22 protein-coding genes are annotated in these 24,108 nt (G+C 31.5%); 10 read left to right on the top strand and 12 right to left on the bottom strand.

Going from position 1 to position 24,108, the window contains the following annotated elements; genetic code table 11:
- Window positions 1-25 precede the first annotated feature (25 nt).
- On the bottom strand, window positions 26-928 hold the full coding sequence (locus tag Q0870_RS00110) for a NifU family protein (protein ID WP_298549994.1): 903 nt from the start codon (window positions 926-928) through the stop codon (window positions 26-28).
- A 177-nt stretch (window positions 929-1,105) separates the two neighbouring features.
- Here Q0870_RS00110 and Q0870_RS00105 point away from each other — a divergent pair, with 177 nt between their 5' ends.
- Entirely contained in the window at window positions 1,106-2,113 is a 1,008-nt protein-coding gene (locus Q0870_RS00105; protein ID WP_298549993.1) for a type IX secretion system membrane protein PorP/SprF, read from the top strand.
- 82 nt (window positions 2,114-2,195) lie between these two features.
- Here Q0870_RS00105 and Q0870_RS00100 read toward each other — a convergent pair whose 3' ends face one another.
- The gene (locus Q0870_RS00100) at window positions 2,196-3,353 is read right to left on the bottom strand and encodes a vWA domain-containing protein (RefSeq protein ID WP_298549992.1); all 1,158 of its coding nucleotides are present in this window, start codon (window positions 3,351-3,353) and stop codon (window positions 2,196-2,198) included.
- 282 nt (window positions 3,354-3,635) lie between these two features.
- Here Q0870_RS00100 and Q0870_RS00095 point away from each other — a divergent pair, with 282 nt between their 5' ends.
- From Q0870_RS00095 to Q0870_RS00085, 3 genes are read left to right on the top strand one after another with little or no spacing between them, the layout of a single operon-like run.
- Complete coding sequence (locus Q0870_RS00095) at window positions 3,636-5,774, top strand: histidine kinase (protein WP_298550605.1); 2,139 nt, start codon at window positions 3,636-3,638, stop codon at window positions 5,772-5,774.
- A gap of 5 nt (window positions 5,775-5,779) precedes the next feature.
- The gene (locus tag Q0870_RS00090; protein ID WP_298549991.1) at window positions 5,780-6,514 is read left to right on the top strand and encodes a LytTR family DNA-binding domain-containing protein; all 735 of its coding nucleotides are present in this window, start codon (window positions 5,780-5,782) and stop codon (window positions 6,512-6,514) included.
- Window positions 6,515-6,521: 7 nt separating this feature from the next.
- Window positions 6,522-7,037: a gamma carbonic anhydrase family protein gene (locus tag Q0870_RS00085; protein ID WP_298549990.1), complete on the top strand. Its 516-nt coding sequence runs from the start codon at window positions 6,522-6,524 to the stop codon at window positions 7,035-7,037.
- Between the two features lie 373 nt (window positions 7,038-7,410).
- Here Q0870_RS00085 and Q0870_RS00080 read toward each other — a convergent pair whose 3' ends face one another.
- The 10 genes from Q0870_RS00080 to Q0870_RS00035 all read right to left on the bottom strand — a co-directional run bounded on the left by Q0870_RS00080 (window position 7,411) and on the right by Q0870_RS00035 (window position 18,340).
- The gene (locus Q0870_RS00080) at window positions 7,411-8,553 is read right to left on the bottom strand and encodes a DUF4932 domain-containing protein (RefSeq protein ID WP_298549989.1); all 1,143 of its coding nucleotides are present in this window, start codon (window positions 8,551-8,553) and stop codon (window positions 7,411-7,413) included.
- 101 nt (window positions 8,554-8,654) lie between these two features.
- Complete coding sequence (locus Q0870_RS00075) at window positions 8,655-9,734, bottom strand: helix-turn-helix domain-containing protein (protein ID WP_298549988.1); 1,080 nt, start codon at window positions 9,732-9,734, stop codon at window positions 8,655-8,657.
- A 9-nt stretch (window positions 9,735-9,743) separates the two neighbouring features.
- A complete protein-coding gene (murI, locus tag Q0870_RS00070) occupies window positions 9,744-10,526 on the bottom strand; it encodes a glutamate racemase (protein ID WP_298549987.1) in 783 nt (260 codons plus the stop codon).
- 134 nt (window positions 10,527-10,660) lie between these two features.
- Window positions 10,661-11,161, bottom strand: coding sequence for an OmpH family outer membrane protein (locus tag Q0870_RS00065; protein WP_298549986.1), 501 nt, complete (start codon window positions 11,159-11,161; stop codon window positions 10,661-10,663).
- Window positions 11,162-11,191: 30 nt separating this feature from the next.
- Entirely contained in the window at window positions 11,192-12,196 is a 1,005-nt protein-coding gene (locus tag Q0870_RS00060; RefSeq protein ID WP_298549984.1) for an OmpH family outer membrane protein, read from the bottom strand.
- Window positions 12,197-12,367: 171 nt separating this feature from the next.
- Complete coding sequence (locus Q0870_RS00055; protein ID WP_298549982.1) at window positions 12,368-15,031, bottom strand: POTRA domain-containing protein; 2,664 nt, start codon at window positions 15,029-15,031, stop codon at window positions 12,368-12,370.
- Window positions 14,964-15,704: an isoprenyl transferase gene (locus Q0870_RS00050; protein WP_298549981.1), complete on the bottom strand. Its 741-nt coding sequence runs from the start codon at window positions 15,702-15,704 to the stop codon at window positions 14,964-14,966. The genes Q0870_RS00055 and Q0870_RS00050 overlap by 68 nt, the downstream gene beginning before the upstream one ends.
- 1 nt (window position 15,705) lies before the next feature.
- The gene (locus tag Q0870_RS00045) at window positions 15,706-16,392 is read right to left on the bottom strand and encodes a DUF6089 family protein (RefSeq protein WP_298549980.1); all 687 of its coding nucleotides are present in this window, start codon (window positions 16,390-16,392) and stop codon (window positions 15,706-15,708) included.
- A gap of 305 nt (window positions 16,393-16,697) precedes the next feature.
- Window positions 16,698-17,585, bottom strand: coding sequence for an NAD kinase (locus tag Q0870_RS00040; protein ID WP_298549979.1), 888 nt, complete (start codon window positions 17,583-17,585; stop codon window positions 16,698-16,700).
- Window positions 17,586-17,680: 95 nt separating this feature from the next.
- Window positions 17,681-18,340, bottom strand: coding sequence for an acetoin utilization protein acuB (locus Q0870_RS00035; RefSeq protein WP_298549977.1), 660 nt, complete (start codon window positions 18,338-18,340; stop codon window positions 17,681-17,683).
- Window positions 18,341-18,583: 243 nt separating this feature from the next.
- On the opposite strand from Q0870_RS00035, the gene Q0870_RS00030 reads away from it, so the two are divergent.
- The 6 genes from Q0870_RS00030 (at window position 18,584) to clpX (ending at window position 24,021) form a co-directional block, all read left to right on the top strand.
- A complete protein-coding gene (locus tag Q0870_RS00030; protein ID WP_298549975.1) occupies window positions 18,584-19,297 on the top strand; it encodes a pyridoxine 5'-phosphate synthase in 714 nt (237 codons plus the stop codon).
- Entirely contained in the window at window positions 19,297-20,064 is a 768-nt protein-coding gene (locus Q0870_RS00025) for an alpha/beta fold hydrolase (protein ID WP_298549973.1), read from the top strand. The genes Q0870_RS00030 and Q0870_RS00025 overlap by 1 nt, the downstream gene beginning before the upstream one ends.
- A 15-nt stretch (window positions 20,065-20,079) precedes the next feature.
- Window positions 20,080-20,427: a phage holin family protein gene (locus Q0870_RS00020; protein WP_298549971.1), complete on the top strand. Its 348-nt coding sequence runs from the start codon at window positions 20,080-20,082 to the stop codon at window positions 20,425-20,427.
- 143 nt (window positions 20,428-20,570) lie between these two features.
- Window positions 20,571-21,899 (top strand): trigger factor, encoded by a 1,329-nt coding sequence (gene tig, locus Q0870_RS00015; protein WP_298549969.1) that lies wholly within the window; start codon window positions 20,571-20,573, stop codon window positions 21,897-21,899.
- Window positions 21,900-22,042: 143 nt separating this feature from the next.
- Entirely contained in the window at window positions 22,043-22,717 is a 675-nt protein-coding gene (clpP, locus tag Q0870_RS00010; RefSeq protein WP_298549967.1) for an ATP-dependent Clp endopeptidase proteolytic subunit ClpP, read from the top strand.
- Window positions 22,718-22,788: 71 nt separating this feature from the next.
- Window positions 22,789-24,021, top strand: coding sequence for an ATP-dependent Clp protease ATP-binding subunit ClpX (clpX, locus tag Q0870_RS00005; RefSeq protein ID WP_298549965.1), 1,233 nt, complete (start codon window positions 22,789-22,791; stop codon window positions 24,019-24,021).
- The last annotated feature ends 87 nt before the right edge of the window (window positions 24,022-24,108 follow it).

Raw genomic sequence — 24,108 nt, 5'->3', positions numbered from 1 at the left:
TTTAGACACGCACGGAATTAAAAAGTCACCCATTTATAGCTTCAACAGTATCAATTTTTCCCGGTAACATTTCCTTAAGCATATTTTCAATGCCGCTTTTTAAGGTATATGTTGACGAAGGGCAACCACTGCATGCACCTTGAAGCAGGACGCTTACATTTTTCTCAGCAGCATCATAAGAAATAAATTGAATGTTACCGCCATCACTAGCTACAGCAGGTCTAACATATTCTTCTAGGATGTTAACAATTTCTTTTGAAATATCATCTAAAGCTTCAAAATGACTATCTTGTTGTTTAGAAGATTTTTCTAATGTTTCTATAGCTTCTGGTAAAACAACTTCTTTCCCTTTTTCAATGTAATCCTTAATAAATTCTCGAAGTTGGATAGTTATATGTTGCCATTCCGTAATGTCATATTTTGTAATTGACACATAGTTTTCATCAAGAAAGACACTTTTTACAAACGGAAAATGAAACAATTCAGTAGCTAAAGGTGAAAGTTTAGCCTCATCAATGGAAGTAAATTCAAAAAGAGCAGCAACTAGTTTTTTGTTAGCGACAAATTTCATTACAGATGGGTTGGGTGTACTTTCTGCATAAACGGTAATAGCCACTTTTTTAGGCGTGGCAGTTTCTTCAACTACAATACCGCCGTCATTCAAATAGGCTTCAATTTGTTCAGAAACTTCATCTTGTACATCATTCCACTCTACTATATCATACCTTTCAACAGCAATAAAATTACCAGAGATGTATACTTTTTTAACAAAGGGTAAATAAAATAATTGTTGAGCTAATGGAGAATTTTTAGCTTCATCTATGTTATTAAACTCAAAACTTTGGTGTTTTGTGATAAATTGATTGACCTCAAATTTTACTATAGAGTTATTGGATGTTTCCTGCACGGAAACCTTGAAAGTGTTCATTTTAGCTAATTTTTCACAAAAATACTAAAAGAAAACTTTAGTTATCCATATATTTGATTTTTGTTGCCTGTTAAACTAGGTCATTACAGGTAAGGGTTACCTTTATCTTTTTTGCGTGTAATTTTTTAAGAATCAAGGCGTTTGTATTAAACCAAACCTACTTGGGAATAAAAGTTTATGAAATTAAAAAATATCATTTTAGTGGCTATAATAGTTATGTTTTCAAACATGGCTTCATCCCAAGAAGGGTTGCCAATATATACAGATTATTTAACCGATAATTATTATTTAATTCATCCATCTATGGCTGGTATTGCTAACTGTTCTAAAGTTAGATTAACAGCAAGACAGCAATGGTTTGGTCATGAAGATGCACCAAAACTTTTAACGCTGAGTGTGAATGGTAGAATTGGAGATTCGCAATCTGCGGTTGGAGGGATTTTGTATGCTGATAAAAATGGATATCATTCTCAAAAGGGGGGATATCTAACTTATGCTCATCATCTTATGTTTTCTAGAAGTGAAGCAGATTTAAATATGTTATCGTTTGGTTTGAGTGCTGGGTTTATTCAATATCAATTGGATGAAACTACGTTTTTAGACGGCTCACCAATTCTTGATAATGCAATTGACGGCATTGTGCAAAACGAAACTAATTTTAATGTAGATTTAGGATTCTCGTATCATTATCTTGATTTCTATGCGCATGCCACTGTAAAAAATGTTTTGAATAATTCTGGTATTAATAAGGATATTGAAATTACGAGTAACTTAAGGCGCTATTTAGTGTCAGTAGGAAACGTGTTTAGCAAATTTGGTAGTGAATGGAGTTTCGAACCATCAGTAATGTTTCAATATAGAGATTTAACTAAAGAATCTAGTTTTGATTTAAATGGTAAAGCGTATAAGCAAATGGATTTTGGTAAATTCTGGGGAGGAGTATCTTACAGGCTAAGTTTGGATGGCGCTCAGTATTTAAACGGAACTACTGTAAATAGCCAAAAACTGAATCAAATAACAGGAATTTTAGGTGTTAATTATAATGATTTTATGTTTGGTTACACGTATACTTATCAAACAAATCCAATTGTTTTTACAACTGGTGCTTATCATCAGTTAACTCTTGGATATAATTTTGGTTGTAGAAGAGAAAAATATGCTTGTAATTGTCCTGCAGTTAATTAGATTTATATTTTTGCAACATAATTAAAGTAAAATCCCGCTGTATAAGGCGGGATTTTGTTTTTTAAATAAATCTAACTGAACCCTATTTCCATGTGTATTTTTTCTTTTTAGCTTGTTCTTTTATAGCATTTGTCATAGCGTTTTCTAAACCATTAGTGTTTTCTTTATTATGTTTTAAAATATAAGCTTTACGTTTAGCGTTCAAAGTATTAATTTCATTCTGAACAGCTTGACGTTCTTTACTCTTTTTAGCAACATAACTTTTAATTTCGGTTTTGGTTTTGCCCTTTAGCTCTTTTGGTAGTTCATCATCTGAAATACTTTCAATAATAATCTCATCCAATTTAGCAGCATCCACCAAATCCCAATTTTTGTTTTTATAAAAATGAGAACTTTTACTAACTGTTCTTTTTACTGCATTGGTTTTACTATAGCCACTTGCATTCATATCTTGTTCTGCTTGTAAAGCCATCTTTTGACTTCCTCTCGAGCCGTAAGCTATATAGGTTTTATTCAATTTATTATTTAAAATTAAAATGGCATCATCATAAGGGGAAGCAATATGAACTGTTGCTCTGTTTTGATTAATGGCCATATAGTCACCATGTGTTAATTGAGCACCATCTTTCCAATGACTAGAAATACCTTGATTATAATCACCACAAAAAATGGTGTTTACTGTAACATCTTTTTCATTAGCATTTGAAGATGCATTCTTATAATTCACTTTACCTTGATTAAAAGGTTCATTACCAGCAATAAAAATTAGTTTTAAATCATCGGGATTTTTACCCCATTTTAATTGGTTTAATGCCGTTTGAATAACTTGCCCGCAATATTCCTCGCCTCCATTTGTGGTTAGCGAAAAAAGCTCTTTAGAGATATCATCTAAATCTTCACTAAAGGCTAAAACTTGCCTGATATAACCTTCACTTCCATTTAATCTATCATTGCCATATTCATATAAAGCAATTTGCAAATTTGGCTTATTTGTACCGCATTTTGCATACGATAATTCGTTTACAATGTCCCAAAGTTGTGCTTTGGCTTGATCTATTAACCCATCCATACTATTACTAGTGTCTAATAATAAAGCAACTTTAATGAATTGTTTATTAGGTTCGTGATGTTCTATTTTAGTGTCATTAAGTACAATGGATTGTTTTTTATTTTTTGCGTTGCAGGATAAAAATCCCATTAAAGCAAAACTTAGTAAAGTTGTTTTAAAATACGTTTTCATGATTTTTTTGTTTTTAGATTAATGTGAATGTTTTTGAAATACCCATTTTGGACTATTTTGATTAATACTGTAAAACTATGTTCGACTTATTTCATAAAAAAAGTAGAATGAGTAAAGTGCTTATTTTAATGAGTAAACAAACCTTATAAGTTATTAAAGGCTTCTTATTAGTATAAAAAAATAGTTTTTTTGTAAAACCATCATTTTAATAAACCAAGTAAAGTGCGTAAGTTTATCTACTTAAAATATAGAATGCAATCGGTTATTAAATATATATGCGTGATGTTCCTCTCTTTGAGTGGGATGTATTTATACGCTCAAAATAATAGTGAACCAAAATTTACGGTACGTGGCTTGGTGGTTGAAAGCGATACGCAAAAACCAATAAAAGATGTAAATATTGAGGTTAATTGGGGCGGTTATACAGCTACTGATGTTTTTGGCGAATTTAGGATTGAAGCAAGGAAAGGCGATGAATTAACCATAAGACACAAGGATTTTGAAACCGTATTTTATATTATTCAAAGTAGTGAACGTATTAAGGTAGAAGTGCAACCTAGCGATGAGGATAAATCAAAAATATCTAAATTTAAATCCGTATCAAGAACTAAGAAAGAATTATTTAAGCCATTAATTGATTCCGCGGAAACATATCTAAAAAAAGATGCGAAGAAAAGTATTCAATTTATTGCCGATGCCCTATCAGAAAGTAATTCTACCAAAGAAAATGGCGAAGCTTATGACGTTTTAGGCGACATTTATATGTATTGGAAACAATACGATTTAGCAGTATCAAATTATAGAATTAGTTTGCAAAATGCTAAAACAAATACTGTTTCATTAAAACTTGCAAAAGCCTATAAACAGAATAGAAATTACCAAGAAAGTTTACAGATATATAATGCTATTATTAAAAGCGAATTAACCAATTGGCAATTAACCGATTTATACGAGGGCTTAGGTGATGTTTATCTTTTAACCAAATCATATAATCTATCTGTTAATGCTTATAAAGATGGATTGAAAGTGGCGCAAAAGCATTTAATAACACCAAAAATCACCGACTTAAACTCTAAAATTGCACAGGTATATACTGCAAAAGGAGAAACACAAAAGGCTCAAGGCTTTTTTAATAAGTCCATGAAGTTGGCGAATAGTGAAAACAAAAAAAGAGCTGTTGAAGAACAAATAAAGGTTGCCGATTTTCAAAATAAAGTCAATAATTTTTCTGATGAAATTGAATTACGAAAAGAAGCTTTAAACACTATTAACGAAATTGAAAGTGATGCTGACGATATAGATAATGAAAGCCCTTTAACACAACAAAAACAAAATTATAAAATAGGTAACGCCTATGCCTCACAAAGAGATTACGGAAATGCCATTGAATATTTGCAAAAGAGTATTGATGAGGCTGGTGGTAAGGCCGATTTAATTGTTCAGAAAGATGCAACCCGAAGATTGTCGGAAGTTTATAGAGATGCAGGGCAATTTAATAAAGCCTTATTAGCCTATCAAGATTATGTAGATTTGGTTGATAAATTGTATTCTAAAAAAGAACAAGAAATATCTCAGGCAGCAAGGTTTAGTAAAGATATTGTTAGCAAACAAAATAGGATATTGAGTTTAGAAAGTGATAGAGCACTTTCTGAGAGTAAATATCAATTATCTGAAGAGCAAGCAAAACGCCAAAAACTAATTATCTACTCATTAATTGGCGGATTAATCTTATTGCTTATTGGCGCCTTTTTAATGTTTAAATACATCAAGCAACAACGCTTAGCTAATAATTTATTAGCCTTAAAAAGCTTAAGAAGTCAAATGAATCCGCATTTTATTTTTAATGCATTAAACTCAGTCAATAGCTTTATAGCATCAAATGACGAGCGTACAGCTAATAAATATCTCACCGATTTCTCATTGTTAATGCGCGCTGTTTTAGAAAATAGCGAAGAAGATTTTATTCCGTTAGAAAAGGAAATTAAGCTTATTGAACTTTATACCCAATTAGAACATTTTAGATTTCAAGATAAATTTGATTACAACATAAATGTCGATAAAAATATAAAAGTAGAAGACTTTGTAATTCCACCAATGCTATTACAACCTTATATTGAAAATGCTGTATGGCACGGATTGCGGTATAAAAAAACAAAAGGAAAATTAGAAATAACTATTAGTCAAACCAAGCCAGAAGAAATAAAAATAACCATTACAGATGATGGTATAGGAAGAAAAAAATCAAAAGCCTTAAAAACCGAAAATCAGCAAAAACAAAACTCAAAAGGTATGGGTAATATTAAAAAACGTGTATCTATTTTAAACGATATGTATAAAGATAAAGTAGATGTGTTTATTGACGATTTTCAAGACGAAGAAGATGCAGGAACCAAAGTAGTTGTAACGCTTAAAAAGGATTAAAAAACATGAAGTTAACCTCAATAATAGTTGAAGATGAAGAAACTAGTAGAGAAATTCTAAAAAACTATCTCAAAAAGTACTGCCCAAACGTAACTGTTTTGGGCGAGGCGGCTAATGTTGAAGAAGCCCTAGTTTTAATTAGAAATAACAATTTAGATTTAGTGTTTCTAGATGTAGAAATGCCTTATGGCAATGCCTTCGATTTATTAGACAAAGTGGGTGATATAAATTTTGAAACCATTTTTGTAACTGCCTATAATCATTATGCTATAGATGCATTAAATGCACATGCAAGTTACTATTTAATGAAACCTATTTCAATTGACGAACTTATTAAAGCTGTAGATTACGTCACCGAAATAAAAACAAAAGAAGATGCACTTCAAGATCAAATACTAGTTCCAAAAACAAATAATATAGAAGGTAAAATTACCATTCCGCAACTAGACGGATTTGCAATACTAAATACCACAGATATTTTGTATTGCAAAGCTGATGATAATTACACAGAAATTTATTTAAACAACAGTAAAAAGAAAGTAGTAAGCAAAACACTCAAGTATTTTGAAGAAGCTCTAGTTAATTCTGGTTTCGCCCGGGTACATAAATCCTATCTAGTTAATGTAAACGAAGTCGTTAAATACATAAAAGGAAAGGGCGGAAGCGTAATGCTAAGTAATGGAAAACAAGTTATGGTTTCAGCGTCAAAAAAATCTCAATTACTATCTTATTTCAAATAACAAAATTATGCCAGTAATAAAACCAGTTAGAGGAAACACACCAGTAATACCAAAAAATTGTTTCATTGCCGAAAACGCAACTGTAGTAGGCGAGGTAACCATGGGAAGCCAATGCAGCGTATGGTTTAGTGCCGTAGTTCGTGGTGATGTAAACTTTATCAAAATGGGTAATAAGGTCAATATACAAGATGGTGCTGTTATTCATGGCACATATCAAAAAGCAGGCACAACCATTGGTAATAACGTATCCGTTGGCCACAATGCCTTGGTGCATGGGTGTACCATTCACGACAATGTTTTGGTGGGTATGGGAAGTATCATTATGGATGGTTGTGTGGTAAACAGCAATAGTATTATCGCTGCAGGTGCTGTGGTTACACAAAACACTATTATTGAGTCTGGGAGTATTTATGCAGGCGTACCCGCTAAAAAAGTAAAAGAGATCAGTAAAGAGCTCGTTTCGGGCGAAATAAACCGTATTTCCGAAGCTTATATCAAATACTCAGGTTGGTTTAAGGAATAATATTTGGGCGTAAACACTCCCGATAGCTATCGGGAGGTCTAGATTTCCGTTATATCTTTTACTTTTTGTCATTCCTGCGAAGGCAGGAATCCATTAATTAAATTTATAACTTATTTTGAAGGTTCTAGACAATTTACAAGAAAAGTAAAAGTATGCCGCTTCAATCTCTGGCCTAACTTGCCGGAATATATTTTTAAATCGAAAGTTGGTTTGTTTTTTGGAGTGGTTCGTTTAACGTGTTTGTATATGGTTTGTTGCGTTTTTTTAAGCTAAAAGTAAGTGAATTATTACTGAATAGAAAGTCTGCGAGGACTTTCGCAAGTAAGCTAAAAGCCAGCAATAAGGTTTATACTTTGTTGTGAAACGTATTTAATTATAGTTCTGCTAATTGTTTCATTATTTTTTTTACTGTTTCATAATAAGATTGGTTTTTTACTTTATCATATTTTCTCAACTCAATTAGTATTTCTGGAAGATATTTGAATTGTCTATTTTTTTGGTACTCTAAAAGTAATTCATTAGCCCCGCTTTTTCCTTCAACTTTATCTGCAATAATAATCTCTCCTGCTCTAACAAAATGTTCATCAATGCATAATTTCCAATTGATGTAATCCTGTTCTATCATTGCAGACTTTATGGGTATGAATAGATGTTCTGTACGTATGAGTAGATTGGCTGGTAATTTATCTATAGTTGGATTTACAAAAGAATGACCAAATTCATGAACGGTCAATTCTCTTAATTTTTGTTGGTTTAAAAAACCCATCTTCAAATTTTTAGAATTTTCAAATTCTTGAATATCTAAGGCTCCAAACACACTAAATATTTTTTTCTCGGCGCTATTGGTATTCCAAAAAGCAAATCCCATTCCTTTAGGAATGGTTAAACTAGGGATTAGTATATAATTGTCAAACTTCTTCTTATAAAAAGATTCCATAACTTTGATGAACCTAGTATTTGGAAGCCCATTTTGGACCTCTTCAATTACTTTGTTATAATATTTTTTTGAGTTAGTCAAATAGTTGTCAAAATCTATTTCTTTAGAAAAAGCATTTAGTCCGTTCAAAAATATTTCGGCATTCTTTTTTGCCTCTCCAATATTTTTTTCTTTTGAAAAATCTAAATAGTATTTTTTATTTATTGAGTCAGAAAACTTAGCCTGTGGGACACTTTCGGTTTGAAGGAGAAAAGCAGATATATATTCAATTCTTAAATGACTGGCAACTGATAAAGATTTTCCTAAGTTTTCACTTGAGACACTAGACTTGTATTGTTGGTAAATCGTAAAACCATAGTTGTGCCATTCTTTTTTAAGTAAAGTTTTACCTTCAACTTTTAAGGTTTTGGTTTCAAGATCTTGTCCTTCAAATAGTATAAAATAAACCAAGCCTAATAACTCGATGTTCTTATTTATTTCAATTGTAAGATTAGTCTGTTTGGTTGGATTTCTTTTTATTTGTGTGAATCCGTTTTGATAAATCAAAAAACCAACTATAATTATAAGTATATTTTTCATGATTAATGTTTTAAAATAATCATCAAATCAAGTGCAATTTTGATTGTTAATCGCTTTTAAAACAGAAGTTGGACGTCCAGAATCATATTTTAGGACATAATTTATGAACTGAGAAAATCTGAAGGTTTTTTTCCTGTCATGGATTTGAACACCTTATTGAATGATGATTTAGAATTAAATCCAGAGTCCATTGCTATACCTAGTAGTGTTTTATTTCTCTCACTTGGGTTTTTAATTTGCTTTAAGGCGTATGTAACCCTAAAAGAATTTACATAAGTAATAAAAGAAGAGTTAAGATGTAGATTAATAAGTCTTGAAACATATCGTTCAGGAAGATTAAGTTGTATTGCGACATCTTTTAAGGCTAATTTCTGTTTGGTAAAAATCTTTTCATCTTCAAAAAGTGCTTTTAATCTTTTCAACTCCTTTTTGTCATCAAAATGAGAGAATTTTTGACTTAGAGTATCTACTGTTAAAACTTTTGGAACATCAAAAAATGAGGGTTGAAAAATACCTATATAACCAAGAAGAAATAGAAATGTTATTAAACCAATTTCAATAATATAGTAAACTTTAAAATTAAATAAAGTTGCTAGCAACCAGAATAATGTTAACAATGAAAAAAACACGAAAAAGGTGTATAGTTTAAAAAAATAAAATGAATTATTTTTTGTCTTTGGAAGCTGCTTCTGTTTTATCTTTAATTTATTTAGTTCTTTTGCGAAAAAGACAAGAACCATTACCATTGAAATAACAGGTAATATTTCAGTAAACGTAAACCAAAATTGATTTTCTGTTAAATGGAAATTTACTGCTAATAACTTATAAAAATAAAAGGACAAAAATTCTATTGTAATTTCAACCAATGCAGGAACAAAAAGAATAAAACTCTTTGGTTTAGGATGAAATATTGGTTGTGTATTCGATTTGACAAACAACCATAAGGCTGGTGGAATAATTAAATATGAACCAAACAACCAATAAGGAAAAGCAGTTTTGAGACTATGATAGGAAACTCTCATTCCCCAAATATTTAAAATTTCTAATGTAACCACCGTAGTGATAAGTCCCAAAAAAAAGGTTGAATATTTTTTTTTAAATAGGAATGAAAGTAAGGCGATACTTAATATCATACCTTGACCAGAAATTAATAAAAGAATTATTTGTTCAAAGTTTTGCATTATATACCATTAAAAATCCAAATAATCAACATCAAAATTTTCCCCTAATAGCGATGTTATAACTTCAATAGCTCCGTTAGTATAAAATTGAGGTTTAGCTTTAATAGATAAGGTATTTAGCATATCATAGCGCTCTAAAACAGCTTTAGTTTGTCGTGCAACGGCTTCACCAGAATCTATAATTTTAACATGTTTAGGAAGTAACTCTAAAAGCATAGGAATTAAATACGGGTAATGCGTACAGCCTAAAACCAAATAATCGATATTGGCTTTAATCATGGGGTCTAAGTAAACTCTTAAAAGTGATTTCATCTCATCAGATTGTAGCTTACCATTTTCAATAAGTTCTACAATGCCATTGCCAATTTGTTCAATAACTTTAATGTTATTGGTAAAAAGATTTGAAGTTTTTGAAAACAATTCACTAGTTAAAGTCCCCTTAGTTGCTAAAATACCAATAGCATTTGTTTTTGTTTGCAACGCTGCTGGTTTTATTGCAGGTTCTATGCCTATAAACGGAACGGTGTAATTTGATCGTAAATAATCAATAGCATTTGTTGTAGCGGTATTGCATGCCACAACAATAAGTTTACAGTTTTCTTTAAGTAAGTACTCAGTGTTTTTTACGCATAAATCAATTATTGCATTTTTACCTTTTGGTCCGTAAGGTGCATTAGCACTATCAGCTAAATAAATAGTTTGTTCATTAGGTAGTAGTGTGTTTATCTCTTTCCAAATAGAGGTACCGCCAACACCAGAATCAAAAATGCCAATAGGTTGTTTATTCGTCATTGTTGTACAAAAATAAAAAAGCTGCCTTTATAGAAGACAGCTTTAAAATATATTTTAATTTTAGTTTCCCGATTTCTCGGGAATGACAATTTCAATTGAAACTACAACGTAAGTGTTGTAGAGTCTTTTTTCAATTAGATGCCTAATTGCTTCTTTACATCAGCAAGAATATCTGTACCGTTAGCAACAATTAATGATGCTCTGTCAATTACATATTCGTAACCTTTTGCTTTAGCTACTTCGTTAATAGCATTCATTGCAGCTTCTTGAATAGGCTTAAACAATTCAGCTTCTTTGTTTGCTAAATCTTTTTGAGCATCTGCTCTAAATTGTTGAATGCGTTGTTGCTTTTCTTGAAGTTCTAAACCTCTTTTTTGGTTTTCTTCATCTGTTTTTGTAGAAGCTTCAGCTTCATATTGCTTAACTGTATTTTGATATTCTGTGATTGAAGCTTGAATATCTGTTTGGTATGTTTTACCTAAGGCTTCAATTTCTGCTTGAGCAGTTTTGGCTGCTGGCATTGCTGCAATCAATTCCTGTGTGTTTATATGCGCAACTTTACTTTGTGCTTGTGTAAAACTTACAGTTGCAAAACATAGTGTGATTGCTAATAAAAGAGTTTTAATTTGTTTCATTTTAAATAGTATTAAGTGTGTTATAAATTATTAATTGTTATTGTTTATACTGTCTTTTGCCTTTTGGCGTTCTTCTAATATTTTCTTTTTTCTATCGTCTAGGGCTTTTTTTCTTGCCGCTCTTTCTGCTAATTTCTTTTGTCTGTTTTCTTCAACAAGTTGAGCTTTTGTTTTTGTTTCACCTGCACCAGAATCAGTTGCTTGATTTGGTTTATTTGTTTCTTCTGCTTCCTCAACGACTTTAGTTGTTTTATTTCTTGCATCTAACTTAGCCTGTTTTGCTTTTTCTCTTTCCTCTAATACTTTTTGGCGTCTTGCTTCTGCTTCCTGTTTTTTTGCTTCTCTTGCTGCTAAAATTTCTGCTCTACGTTTTTCAACTGCACTTTCTCTAGCCGCTTTCTTTTCTTCTAATGCTTTTTCTCTAGCTTCTAAGTCTTCATTTATTTCAGGTACTAATTCTTCTTGTTCTGCCTCTTTACGTTCTGCTTTTGTGCTAGCTTGCTTTCGTTTAGAAGTTCTTGTTATGCTTCTTAAAACTTGATCGCTAACATCAAATCGTTTTGCTGAAAACAACATCACAGCATCCGATGATTTATCCAAAATAAAATCATACTTTCTACTTTCAGCCATATCTTGAACTGCGGCAAAAATTTGATCCTGAATTGGCTGCATTAATTGTTTCTTCTGGATAAATAAATCGCCATTTGGTCCAAAACGTTTTTGCTGGTAATCTAATATTTCATTTTCTTCAAAAGTGATATCCTCCTCGCGCTCATCAATAAGCTCTTTTGTTAAAAGTGCTTTTTCATTGCTTAAATCATTTCTTTTTTGTTCTACAGCTTTTAATTTAGATTGAATCTCATTTTTCCACTTTTGAGCTTTATCTTCTAATTGCGCGATAGCTTCTTGATATTCTGGCACATTCTCTAAAATATACTCTGTATCTATATAAGCAATTCTTACGCCACGTTGTGCGTGTGAATAAAAGCTTAGCATAGAAACTAATGTCAGTAAAAAAAGAACGTTATTTTTCATCTGTTTTAATATTTTGTAATTTATGGCTTATAAATTCTAAAATGACAGATGATTTTTCTGCCTTTTTAAATTGTATCTTCAAAATTAACGAATTTTAATCTTAAAAATTTCAATTCTCTTGCAAATCATCAATGTGTTATTAGAAAATATCGTGCCAAAGTATTTTTTATCTTAAAACTGTTGCCCAATTATGAAATGTGTTTCCCATCCATGTTTTACTGTTTGCCCAGGTAAAGCATCAAAACCATGTCCAAAATCAATACCTAATAAACCAAACGCTGGCATAAAAATACGAATACCTAAGCCAGCAGATCGCTTAAGGTTGAAAGGGTCAAAATCTCTAAAAGTATTTGCAGATACACCGCCTTCTATAAAGCCAAGTGCGTAAATTTTTGCTGATGCTTTTAAAGTTATTGGATAACGTAATTCTAAAGAAAATTTATTGTAAATACTTGAACCATCTTGTGACGCTCTACCGATAGATTCGTCAAGATGAGTTAGCGATTGATTTGGATAGCCACGAAGTTGAATAACCTCTCTACCATCTAGTGAAAAATTACCTAAGCCATCACCTCCTAAATAAAAACGCTCAAATGGTATAACGCCTCTGTCATTATTATAGGCGCCTAAAAATCCAAATTCAATTTTGGGCCTTAAAACTAAATTTTTGGTTATTTGTGTATACCATTCACCAGAGAACTTCACTTTGTAAAATTCTAACCAACTAAATCGTTCTTGGTCTGCTTCTTCTAGTCTATCTCTTTCATCTTGTGTTCTTAATTGTAGAGGAATCGCGCTAAGTTCGTCGCTTGTTTCTCTTATAGCCTTATAATCTACATCATTAAACAAAGAGTAAGGAAACGAGAATTTTGCTGTAATTCCAAAATTAGACCCACCAGTTGGGAAAATTGGATCTACGCTAGTATTGTTCCTAGTTAAACCAACGGTGTATGATAAGTTGTTTGAAAAACCATCTCCAAAAGTAAACAAACCTGTGTTATAATTATTTAAGTCGTAACGTTGGTAACTTATGGCTTGAGACAATGTAAAATAATCGTCTGGAACAGATAATCGTTTTGCTAAGCCAAATGTAATTCCTGTAATATTAAAACTTCTACTTTTATCGGCATTTCCAGTATTTCTGTCAAATAAAAACTGTTTAGTATGTGATAAGGATGTAGAAAATTGAACTGGACGTTTACCACCCATCCAAGGTTCTGAAAATGAGAAACTATAGGTTTGATAAAAACGACTAGCTTGTAAACGTAACGAAAGTTTTTGACCATCTCCCATAGGAATTGGTTTGTATGCGTCCTTTTTAAAGATGTCTTTTATTGAAAAGTTATTAAATGATAATCCTAATGTTCCTATAAAACCACCACCTCCATAACCACCTTGTAACTCAATTTGGCTTGATCCAGTTTCTTTAACAGAATACTCCATATCAATAGTCCCTTCAACAGGGTTAGGGTTGTTAAAGTTTGGTGATATTTCTTGGGCATCAAAGAAACCTAATTGTCCAAGTTCTCTAACTGTACGTACTACATTTGCTTTACTGTAAAGCTGACCCGGTCGCGTACGAAGTTCTCTATATATAACATGATCATTAGTTTTATCATTACCAACTACAGAAACCGAGTTAAAATAGGCAGGCTTTCCTTCTGATATTCTAACCTCAATATCAATAACATTATCAACAGCACTTACCTCTACAGGGTTAATGCTAGAAAATAAATAGCCATTATTTTGGTATTGATTTGTAATATCTTGAGCATCGGGTTTAGAATTGTCTGCAATTCGTTCTTGTAATAAAATACCATTATATGTATCTCCTTTTCTAATGCGCAATAACCTGTTTAATTGATTATCTGTATAAACCGTGTTTCCAATAAATGATATATTACCAAAAGTATAAGGTTCTCCTTCAATAATATCAATTTTAAGTGATATGGTTTTATCATTATTATAGATTATACTATCAGATAAAATTCTGGCATCTCTATACCCATTTTCTTTATAAGTATTAATAATCTCCCCTAAATCTGCTCGATAAGTAGAGTCTATAAACTTTGAACGTTTTAAAATTCTTATGCGATTAATTTTTCTAGTGCCTTTCATGCTTTTTCTAAGCTTTTTGTCACTTAGCACATCATTTCCATTAAAGGTTATGTTTTTAATTTTTACTTTTTCGCCTTTATCTATATTAAGTACCATGTTTACTCTGGCAGTTTTAATAGTGTCTTTTACTTCAATAGTATTAATATGAATCTTAGTATTAAGGTATCCGTCTTTTTTATACTTTTTGGTAAGGAAGTTTTTGGTATTGGTAATTAAATTTTCAGTTACCTTGGTGCCTTTTTTTAATTTATTTTCTTTTATAATGCTTTCTTTCTTTCCCTTTTTTACTCCATTAATTTTAATTTCATTAAGTTGTGGTAAATCGGCTAACTTTATTTGTAGATATGCTACGTCGTCTTCTATTTTGGTAACGTAAACTTCAATATCGCTAAACAATTTAGAGTTCCAAAGTTTTTTTATAGCATTACCTATATCCTCACCAGGAATGGTTATTACTTTACCTTTTCTTAAACCAGAATATGTAATGATTGTTTGTTCGCTAAACGTTGTGTTTCCAGCAACCGAAATTTCAGCTAGGGTATATTTTGCACCTTCTTTATAATTTGAATTTTGTGCACTTATATTTAAGTAACTAATAAAAAATAATATAGTTAAACAGTACTTTAAATATGTATATGTTGGTATTTTTTTAGCTAAGTTGTTCACTTGTTTTCCCAAATCGTCGTTCTCTTTTTTGATATTCAATAATAGCCTCATACAAATGTTGCTTGGTGAAATCTGGCCATAATACACTTGTAAAGTATAATTCAGCATAAGCAATTTGCCACAACAAAAAATTACTGATGCGCTGCTCACCGCTTGTTCTGATAAGCAAATCTACATCTGGTAAATTTTGCGTGTAAAGATGCTCATTTATAATTGATTCATCAATATTTTCGGCCGAAATTATATTATTTTTAACTTTAATACTAATTTCTTTAACAGTGTTTAAGATTTCCTCTCTTGAACCATAGCTAAGTGCTAGTGTTAAAGTCATTCTGGTATTTTGTGCGGTACTTTCAATTACTTCAAAAAGTTCTTTATAAACTTTTTTTGGTAAGGTATTTAATGACCCAATTGCTGAAAGCTTTATATTATTTTCTTGAAGTGTTTTGATTTCTTTTTTTAGTGAAGACACCAAAAGTTTCATTAATGTTTGAACTTCAAGTTTTGGTCTATTCCAGTTTTCGGTTGAAAATGCGTAAAGTGTTAAATTCTCTACACCTAATTCTGCACAAGCTTCAACCGTTTGTTTTACAGATTTTGTGCCGTTTTCATGACCAAAAGCACGAAGCATACCTTTTTGTTTTGCCCAACGCCCATTTCCATCCATTATAATAGCAATGTGCTTTGGTAATACTTTTTTAAGTACGCTGTTTTTTAAATCCATTTTAATCTACGCAATAACAAGGGTTTTCTCCAAAGGTATAGGTAAGTGTTAATCCTGAAAACACATACCAGTCATTATTATTTATATTTCCAATTCGAAATTGTTGTCGTTGATTTCCATCCGGAACACTTCCGTCTAGTTCGTCTGAAAATGCATATCGTGCGCCAATTTCAACGCCTAATATAAAGTTTTCTAGGAAATTGGTTTTAAAACCTAAAGCCATTGGAATGCCATATGCCCAACTTGAGGTGTTTTCTGGTGTTTGTATACCATTTTCAAAATAATGATTATCATGGTAAGCTAGGGTAATTCCTGAATATAAATATGGTGTGCCTAGTTTTTTACCTGAATGAAGATTGAAATCGAAAAAGGTAAACTCCATACCTACTGAAAGTTCGGTGATTTTACTTGAGAATTCATAACCTCTTTGAATACGCCTTGGATCGTCTGAATTGATATCGATACCTTCTAGTTCGCTAAATATTAAAGTGGCTCGGTAAGAGTGTCTTTTACTTCTGTTCCATTTATAAATACCACCAATGGCTAATTGGTTTGGTGCAATATAATCGGTTGCACCTACATCTCCAATAAAATTACTGCCTCCAACAAAAATGCCAATTTCGTTGATTTGAGCATCGCTTAATTGGATGCTTAAAATGCTTAATATCAATATGGTTAAATGCCTCATAAATATTCAAAAGTTTGCAAATATAATAAACTAAGATTTGTCAAATGTAATTTGAGCTTAATTGTATGGGTTTAAAACAGAAATTCTATTAAAATATTGTTGAAATTTGTTTTGAAAAGGTACGGAAACATAAATTTATTGTGGTGAATGTAGGTGATGTTAAGAAGGAAATAGGTGATAAATTAAAATTGGAGATTACGGATTATACTGCGTTAGGGATTGCAGTGAAAAGCCCACAGCCCGACGTAGGAGGTGCGAGGACTTGCAACGGAAAGCCCGACCCGTTTAGGGTAACGCCCAAAAAATTATTTGTTTCTTTTGTCTTCTCCCCAAAGAAGCTTTTTTCTTAGTGTATCTAAAAAACTTTCGTTTAAAAGGTCTATCATTTTAATTTTAAAATTGGCCTTTTTGATTTTAATAAGTGTGCCATTATCTAAAGTGGCTATTCTAGAGTCTAATGATATTAAATGTGTTTTTTCTCTGCCGTTTACTCTAAGGTGTATTTCGGTTGAGTCTGGAATTACTAGTGGGCGAGCGCTTAGATTATGCGGCGCAATGGGTGTTAGTACAAAGCTGCTGGATCCGGGTGTTATTACTGGGCCGCCACAACTTAGTGAATAGCCAGTTGAGCCTGTAGGAGTAGACACTATAAGACCATCGCTCCAATAGGAATTTAGAAATTCGTCGTCTAAATAAGTGTCTATTGTTATCATAGCAGTAGTGTTTTTTCTGCTAACTGAAATTTCGTTGAGGGCGAAATTCATGGCTTTGATATCTTTGTTTCCTGAGGATGTTTCGACAGATAAAAGGCTACGTTCTGAGATTCTATAATTTCCATCTATAATATCTTGTATAGCTTTTTCAATGGCATTAACTTGAATGGTTGCTAAAAAACCAAGTCTACCTGTATTTATACCTATTATAGGAATGCCTAAATCTTTTACAAACATGGTGGCTCTTAATATAGTACCGTCACCACCTATGCTAACCAAAAAATCGAAATCTGTATCGAGTTCTGTAAACGTTTTGTAATTCTTGAAGTCTTTTATGCTATGCGATTCGCGGTCTATAAGGCTATAGAACTCGGTTTCAATATGTGCTTCTATTCCTTGATTTTCAAGATAATTGAAAAGTGTTTCAACAGATGTTGGGGTTGTAACATTATAATATCGTCCAAAAATGGCAACTTTCATGTGTTTATTTTTATTGTTTTTTATGGATCACATGGTGCATCCATATAATTGTTTTCATAACTAACTTTTAGCTATGGATGGTTCATGAATTAGATTTACATGTTTAAATATTTCTTTAAATAATCTGAACGCTCTTTTAAGCTTTCAATATAACCATCGTCTTCATGACCGGATACAATATTATAGCTATATCTGCGGAAGGTTTGAATAATTTCGTTAAGACCAATGTTTCCAATTTTTAAGGTAACTTGGACTAAATCTGTATTCATTTTAGATATGAATGCTCCCAGAAGTTTACCATCGTTAGATTCTACAATCTGGCTAATTTCGCTAAACGAATAATCATTTATTCCTTTTTCAACTACTAAAATACCGCCAGCTTCAGTAAAAAAAGGAGATTCGCTAAATAAACTAATAACATCGTTAAGTTCATAATAGCCTAAATACTCGTTTTGGGTATTTAAAACAGGCATAATATTGGTTGAATTTACAGCAAATGCTTCTAAAATATCCAACCAAAGTGTGTTGTTTCTAACATAAAAATCTTCTAACGAAAATAAATAGTCACTAACCAATTTGTCGCTATCAAAACAATGGGCGTCGGTTTCTGAGAAACACCCTAAGTGGGCTCCACTTTCATTTTTAACAGGTATATGAGAAAAAGTAAGTTGATTAAAAAGTTGTTGTAAATCACTTATTTTACTCGTGTTGTTTAACGGTTTTATGTCGTTTATTATTAGTTCTGAAAGTCTCATGGTATGCGTAAATAGAACTGCAAATTAATCAAAAAAATAGTATCAATGCATGTTCTACTTTGTATTTTTGCATAATTAGTTTAGGGTTTTTGCTTTGAAGCTAAAATTTTAGCTTTTGAATTTAGATTAAATCTTTTTTAAACTTCTTAGCCTAGTTATTTATTAAGAAAAAGATAAATTTAAAAGAAGGATTTTTTAGCCAATGTTAAAAATCATAAACTAATTATACTTTAAAATAGATTTATGACAAAGCTTAGTGTTAATATTAATAAGATTGCAACCTTAAGAAATTCAAGAGGTGGTGATGTGCCTAATGTTGTTCAATTTGCAAAAGATGTTCAGCGCTATGGTGCAGAGGGTGTTACCATTCATCCAAGACCAGACGAAAGACATATACGTTACCAAGATGCACACGATTTAAAACCAGAAGTTTATACCGAGTATAATATTGAGGGAAATCCTATTGAATCATTTGTGAATTTAGTTTTAGAAGTAAAGCCAACACAAGTTACATTAGTTCCAGATGGTGTTGATGCTATAACGAGTAATGCGGGTTGGGATACCATTAAAAATAAACATTTTTTGGTTGATGTAATTGCTGAGTTTAATAAAAACAACATTAGAACATCTATTTTTGTAGACCCAGTTTTAAAACAAATTGAAGGTGCTAAAGAAACTGGAGCCGATAGAATAGAGTTGTATACCGAAGCATTTGCACATCAGTACGGCTTAGGAAATATTGATGCCATTAAACCTTATGCAGAAAGCGCACAATTAGCAAATAATTTAGGACTAGGGATTAATGCAGGGCATGACTTGTCTCTTGATAATATTAAGTTTTTTAAAGATAATATTCCAGATTTGTTAGAGGTGTCTATAGGGCATGCTTTAATTGCCGAAAGTTTATATTTGGGTGTCGAGAATGTTATTCAAATGTATTTACATAAACTAAAATAATGCTTTTACATGCTAATATATTAGGAGAAGGAAAACCATTGGTAATTTTACATGGTTTTTTAGGGATGAGCGATAACTGGAAAACCTTAGGTAACCAGTTTAGTGAACAGGGGTTTCAAGTGCATTTAGTAGACCAGCGTAATCATGGACGGAGTTTTCATGACGATGAGTTTAACTATGAAGTACTTGCTAAAGATTTAAAGCATTATTGTGATGAACATAATTTATCTGATATTGTATTATTAGGTCATTCTATGGGAGGTAAAACAGCTATGTTAGTGGCTACTGAATATCCAGGGCTGGTTTCAAAATTAATTGTTGCTGATATTTCTCCTAGGTTTTACCCAGTCCATCATGATGCGATATTAGGTGGATTGAGTTCTTTAGATTTTAGTGTTATTAAAAGTAGAGGTGAAGCCGATAAAGAGTTAAGTAATTATGTGTCTGAAATTGGAATACGTATGTTTTTACTCAAAAATTTATATTGGGTTGAAAAAGGACAGTTAGGCTTACGAATAAATTTAGAAGTCTTAAAAAATGAAGTTGGTGAAGTTGGAGAATCCTTGCCTAGCTATGCTAGGTTTGAAAAAGATACTTTGTTTTTACGTGGCGATAGATCTGAATATATAGGAGTTGGTGATGAAAATATTATATCAAATCATTTTCCAAAAGCCGAAATTGTTACTATTTCTAACGCTGGACACTGGTTGCATGCTGAAAACCCTAAAGATTTTTATGAAGCTGTAATTAATTTTGTAAATTCATAATCAAAATATAAAACAATGAATCTATTATTAAGATTATTATTAAATGCCGTAGCTGTATTTGCTTTAGCAAACATTTTAACAGGTGTTAGTGTAGATAATTATGTAACGGCATTAATTGTAGCATTAGTATTATCTATTCTAAACCTATTAGTAAAACCTATTTTAGTTATTTTAACTCTACCAGTAACAATCCTAACTTTAGGCTTATTTTTATTAGTAATTAATGGGTTAATTATTCTTTTAGCAAATAAATTTATTGATGGGTTTTCTGTTGCTAGTATTTGGTGGGCCATCCTATTTAGCATCTTATTATCCATGCTACAATCGCTTCTACAGTCCTTCCTGAAAAAGGATAAAAAGTAGGTTCAAAATCAAGCAATTAAAAACTTTGTTAGGATGTAAAAATATATTATTTTTGCATCCCAATTTTAGTACCAAAAAATTTAGGGTTTTTAAAAGAAACCTTTATTGTTAAATGCCTGATTTAGGGCTTTATATCATTTAGAATGAATATTACAAGAGAAAACGTTGATGCATTAAATGCTGTAGTAAAAGTAGATATCGCTAAAGAAGATTATAGCGATAAAGTTGAAAAAATCTTAACAGATTACCGTAAAACAGCAAACATTCCAGGTTTTAGAAAAGGTCATGTGCCAATGGGAATGGTAAAAAAGCAATACGGAAAAGCTGTTTTAGTTGATGAGGTTAACAAACTTTTACAAGACGCTTTAAATAAGTATTTAACTGAAGAAAAGTTGGATGTTTTGGGGCAACCATTACCTAAAACTCAAGATGAAATTGACTGGGAAGCTGATAAATTTTCTTTTGAATTTGAATTAGGTCTTGCGCCTGAATTTAATGTTGAATTAAAAAGTAAAAAGGCTATCACACAATATAATATTATTGCTGATGATAAAATGATTGATGAGCAAGTTGAACGTATTCAAAAACAATACGGGAAATTAGTATCTCAAGATACTGTTGAAAAGGATAGCGAAATTACAGGTACTTATACAAACGAAGAAAAAGAAATTGATAATAAAGTAACGCTTACTTTAGATAAATTTAAAGGAAAGTCTACTGCAAAACAATTTGTTGGTGCCAAGGTTGATGATGTAATTACTTTAAAAACTAAAGGTCTTTTTGATGACGAGCATGATTTAATGCATGCTTTAAAATTAAGCCATGATGATGTTCATGGATTAAATATTGAAGTTAATTTTACAATTTCTGAAATTAATAGTCGTGAGTTAGCAGATTTAGACCAAGAATTATTTGATAAAGTTTTTGGACCAGAAGCTGTAACGTCTGTAACAGAGTTGAGAACTAAAATAAAAGAAGATGCCGAAAAGCAATTTGTTCAACAAGCAGACCAAAAGTTGTTAAACGATGTCACTGAGCATTTAGTTGAAAATACAAAGTTTGATTTACCTGCTGAATTCTTAACAAAATGGATGCAAACTGCTGGAGAAAAAGAAATGGATGAGGTGCAGGCTAAGGAAGAATATGAAAAGTCTGAAAAAAGCTTACGTTATCAGTTAATTGAAGGTAAATTAATTGAAGAAAATAATGTGCAAGTGACTATGGACGATATTAAAAATCATGCTAGAGAAATGATTAAAGGACAGATGGCTCAATTTGGTCAAATGAATCCTTCTGATAAAGAACTTGATGATATTGCAGCTCGTGTATTAGGAAATCAAGATGAAGCGCGTCGTATTTCTGAACAATTAGTAAGTCAAAAATTACTTAATGTTTATAAAGAAAAAGCAAATCTTAAAGTTAAAGAGTTAAGTTACGAAAACTTTGTTAAAGAAGTTTATGGTGATAAATAAGTAAAGAATAATTGCTTATATTTAGGCGCTTAAATCATATGGTTTAAGCGCTTTTTTATTCAAAAGCAATTGTTAAATTAATGTATATAAACTCATATTGATGTAAATCAGGAGTTTAATTAAAAGAAATACCAGAAAACATTATGGATTACGCAAAAGAATTTGAAAAATTCGCGATAAAAGATCAAGGGATAAGTAGTACCTACTACAATAAAATTATTAGTAGTATGTATCCAACTAACTTAACGCCTAACATTATAGAAGAACGTCAAATGAATATTGCTGTTTTTGATGTGTTTTCGCGTTTAATGATGGATAGAATTATTTTCTTAGGTACAGGAATTAATGATCAAGTGGCAAATATTGTTCAAGCTCAGCTTTTGTTTTTAGAAAGTACAGATGCTAATAAGGATATTCAAATTTACATTAATTCACCTGGAGGAAGTGTTTATGCTGGGTTAGGTATTTATGATACCATGCAATTTATTAAACCAGATGTAGCTACAATTTGTACAGGAATGGCGGCATCAATGGGTGCTGTATTATTATGTGCAGGACAAAAAGGTAAGCGTAGTGGCTTGACACATTCTCGAGTTATGATTCATCAACCATTAGGAGGTGCTCAAGGACAAGCTAGTGATATTGAGATTACAGCTAGAGAAATTTTAATCCTCAAAGAAGAACTTTATAGAATAATTAGTAAGCATTCAGGACAGGATTACGACAAAGTGTATGAAGATAGTGATAGAGACTATTGGATGAAATCTGATAAGGCTAAAGAATATGGTATGATTGACGAGATTTTGGCTCGCAAATAAATAATTTGTAATTTTAAAGAATAGTTATAGAGTGATTTATAATAATTCATTCCGAAAATAAATTAAGATTAATGGCAAAGGAAGAATTAGAGTGTTCGTTTTGTGGTCGTAAAAAACCTGAGACAAACTTGTTAATAGCAGGGTTAGATGCTCACATCTGCGATAGATGTATAGAGCAGGCTCATGGTATTGTAATAGAAGAGTCTAAACAAAGTGACAGCAGTGATTTATCTGCAGAATTAAAACTGCGTAAACCTCAACAAATTAAAGCATTTCTTGATGAATATATTATTGGACAAGGTGCTACAAAAAAAGTGATGTCTGTTGCTGTATATAATCATTATAAACGTTTATTACAGCCGCCATCAAAAGATGATATTGATATTCAAAAGAGTAATATCATAATGGTTGGACAAACTGGTACTGGTAAAACTTTAATGGCAAAAACAGTTGCTAGAATGTTAAATGTCCCATTGGCTATTGTTGATGCTACAGTTTTAACTGAAGCGGGTTATGTAGGAGAAGATGTTGAAAGTATTTTAACACGCCTTTTACAAGCCGCTGATTACAACTTAGAAAAAGCAGAGAAGGGTATTGTTTTTATAGATGAAATTGATAAAATTGCTCGTAAAAGTGATAACCCATCTATTACTCGTGATGTTTCTGGCGAAGGTGTTCAGCAAGCATTGCTAAAACTTTTAGAAGGAACAGTTGTTAACGTGCCACCAAAAGGAGGAAGAAAACACCCAGATCAGAAATTCATTGAAGTCAATACTGAAAATATTTTATTTATTGCTGGAGGAGCTTTTGACGGTATTGAGCGTGTTATTTCTAAGCGTTTAAATATGCAGGCTGTTGGATATAGTGCTTCAATGTCTGATGATGTTGTTGATCAAGAACATTTACTTCAATATATCATTCCAAAAGATTTAAAAGATTTCGGTTTAATTCCTGAAATTATTGGTCGTTTACCAGTATTAACTTATATGGATCCTTTAGATGCAGATACGTTAAGAGCCATTTTAACAGAACCTAAAAATGCTATTATCAAACAATATAAAAAGTTGTTTGAAATGGATGAAATAGATTTTTCTATTACAGATGGAGCTTTAGGTTTTATTGTTGGTAAGGCTATTGAATATAAATTAGGAGCAAGAGGATTACGTTCTCTATGTGAAGAAATTCTAACTGATGCGATGTTTGAATTACCTAGTAGTAACGAGAAAAAATTAAACGTTACAAAAGCTTACGCTGAAGAAAAACTGACTAAAACTACGTTAAAGAAACTGAAAGCAGTTTCGTAGAACGTTTAAATTGTCTAGTCCTAAATAGTCGATACAGATTATTAAAGGATTAAATTTATTAATTAAAACTGAACAATCATATGATTG

Source organism: uncultured Algibacter sp., assembly GCF_947487575.1.
Classification (GTDB): Bacteria; Bacteroidota; Bacteroidia; order Flavobacteriales; family Flavobacteriaceae; genus Algibacter_B.
Note: the sequence above shows the minus strand (reverse complement) of the source record. Positions and strands in the feature narration are given on the sequence as shown.

What these genes read in the sequence shown, in the direction of transcription:
- Q0870_RS00105 (WP_298549993.1), top strand. Translation starts at nt 1,106, where the DNA reads ATGAAATTAAAAAATATCATTTTAGTGGCTATAATAGTTATGTTTTCA.
- Q0870_RS00055 (WP_298549982.1), bottom strand. Translation starts at nt 15,031, where the DNA reads ATGAGGCTATTATTGAATATCAAAAAAGAGAACGACGATTTGGGAAAA.
- Q0870_RS00095 (WP_298550605.1), top strand. Translation starts at nt 3,636, where the DNA reads ATGTTCCTCTCTTTGAGTGGGATGTATTTATACGCTCAAAATAATAGT.
- Q0870_RS00035 (WP_298549977.1), bottom strand. Translation starts at nt 18,340, where the DNA reads ATGAGACTTTCAGAACTAATAATAAACGACATAAAACCGTTAAACAAC.
- Q0870_RS00080 (WP_298549989.1), bottom strand. Translation starts at nt 8,553, where the DNA reads ATGAAAAATATACTTATAATTATAGTTGGTTTTTTGATTTATCAAAAC.
- Q0870_RS00110 (WP_298549994.1), bottom strand. Translation starts at nt 928, where the DNA reads ATGAACACTTTCAAGGTTTCCGTGCAGGAAACATCCAATAACTCTATA.
- Q0870_RS00100 (WP_298549992.1), bottom strand. Translation starts at nt 3,353, where the DNA reads ATGAAAACGTATTTTAAAACAACTTTACTAAGTTTTGCTTTAATGGGA.
- Q0870_RS00085 (WP_298549990.1), top strand. Translation starts at nt 6,522, where the DNA reads ATGCCAGTAATAAAACCAGTTAGAGGAAACACACCAGTAATACCAAAA.
- Q0870_RS00045 (WP_298549980.1), bottom strand. Translation starts at nt 16,392, where the DNA reads ATGAGGCATTTAACCATATTGATATTAAGCATTTTAAGCATCCAATTA.
- Q0870_RS00020 (WP_298549971.1), top strand. Translation starts at nt 20,080, where the DNA reads ATGAATCTATTATTAAGATTATTATTAAATGCCGTAGCTGTATTTGCT.
- Q0870_RS00025 (WP_298549973.1), top strand. Translation starts at nt 19,297, where the DNA reads ATGCTTTTACATGCTAATATATTAGGAGAAGGAAAACCATTGGTAATT.
- Q0870_RS00040 (WP_298549979.1), bottom strand. Translation starts at nt 17,585, where the DNA reads ATGAAAGTTGCCATTTTTGGACGATATTATAATGTTACAACCCCAACA.
- Q0870_RS00050 (WP_298549981.1), bottom strand. Translation starts at nt 15,704, where the DNA reads ATGGATTTAAAAAACAGCGTACTTAAAAAAGTATTACCAAAGCACATT.
- clpX (WP_298549965.1), top strand. Translation starts at nt 22,789, where the DNA reads ATGGCAAAGGAAGAATTAGAGTGTTCGTTTTGTGGTCGTAAAAAACCT.
- tig (WP_298549969.1), top strand. Translation starts at nt 20,571, where the DNA reads ATGAATATTACAAGAGAAAACGTTGATGCATTAAATGCTGTAGTAAAA.
- Q0870_RS00030 (WP_298549975.1), top strand. Translation starts at nt 18,584, where the DNA reads ATGACAAAGCTTAGTGTTAATATTAATAAGATTGCAACCTTAAGAAAT.
- Q0870_RS00075 (WP_298549988.1), bottom strand. Translation starts at nt 9,734, where the DNA reads ATGCAAAACTTTGAACAAATAATTCTTTTATTAATTTCTGGTCAAGGT.
- clpP (WP_298549967.1), top strand. Translation starts at nt 22,043, where the DNA reads ATGGATTACGCAAAAGAATTTGAAAAATTCGCGATAAAAGATCAAGGG.
- Q0870_RS00065 (WP_298549986.1), bottom strand. Translation starts at nt 11,161, where the DNA reads ATGAAACAAATTAAAACTCTTTTATTAGCAATCACACTATGTTTTGCA.
- Q0870_RS00090 (WP_298549991.1), top strand. Translation starts at nt 5,780, where the DNA reads ATGAAGTTAACCTCAATAATAGTTGAAGATGAAGAAACTAGTAGAGAA.
- murI (WP_298549987.1), bottom strand. Translation starts at nt 10,526, where the DNA reads ATGACGAATAAACAACCTATTGGCATTTTTGATTCTGGTGTTGGCGGT.
- Q0870_RS00060 (WP_298549984.1), bottom strand. Translation starts at nt 12,196, where the DNA reads ATGAAAAATAACGTTCTTTTTTTACTGACATTAGTTTCTATGCTAAGC.